Origin of the sequence: Candidatus Protofrankia californiensis (assembly GCF_900634765.1) — a bacterium.
GTDB lineage: Bacteria > Actinomycetota > Actinomycetes > Frankiales > Frankiaceae > Protofrankia > Protofrankia californiensis.
Genome location: NZ_CAAAFT010000045.1, coordinates 1 through 557, shown reverse-complemented (window position 1 = coordinate 557; position 557 = coordinate 1). Strand labels below are relative to the sequence as shown.

The following is a 557-nucleotide window of genomic DNA, read 5'->3' as shown; positions in this document are numbered from 1 at the left end:
GGGTCGCGACGGTGGACCGCTTCCAGGGCCAGGAAGCGCCTGTGGCGATCATGTCGCTGACCACGTCCAGCGCGGCCGAAGCCCCGCGCGGGCTGGAATTTCTGCTCTCACGCAACCGGATGAACGTCGCGCTGTCCCGAGCGCAGGTGCTGGCCGTCCTGGTGATGTCACCGGCGCTGCTGGATGCCGCTCCCCGGACGGTGGACGAGCTGCGCCTGCTCGCGGGCCTCGTGCGGCTGCGGGCCGGCGCCCGGACCGACCTCACCGGACAGGTGACCGCGCCCGCCGAGTGACCGTGCCGAACGAGTGAGTGGTCGTGCCGGACGGGCAGGCAGGCAGGCATGGGGCAATGAACTACACCATTACTACAGAAGTTATCGTTTTTCGGTAACAGATCCGCCGTATCCGCTGTATCAGCAGTGACGTAGGCTCCTGCCGGTCCGATGCGTTACGGGACGTCCACGTAGATCGCTCGTATCGACTCGAGGAGATGCCCGTGACCACCACCGAGATCAGTACCGGCGTCAGGACCGCCCCTGGTGACGCCGGTACTGATC

General features: G+C 66.6%; 1 protein-coding gene. It reads left to right on the top strand.

The genetic code is table 11. The features are described 5' to 3' along the window. Nucleotides 1-293, top strand: a 293-nt coding sequence (locus tag DD1DGNOD_RS28645; RefSeq protein WP_241255418.1) for an AAA domain-containing protein, incomplete at its 5' end; no start/stop codon positions are given. Nucleotides 294-557: the final 264 nt, after the last annotated feature.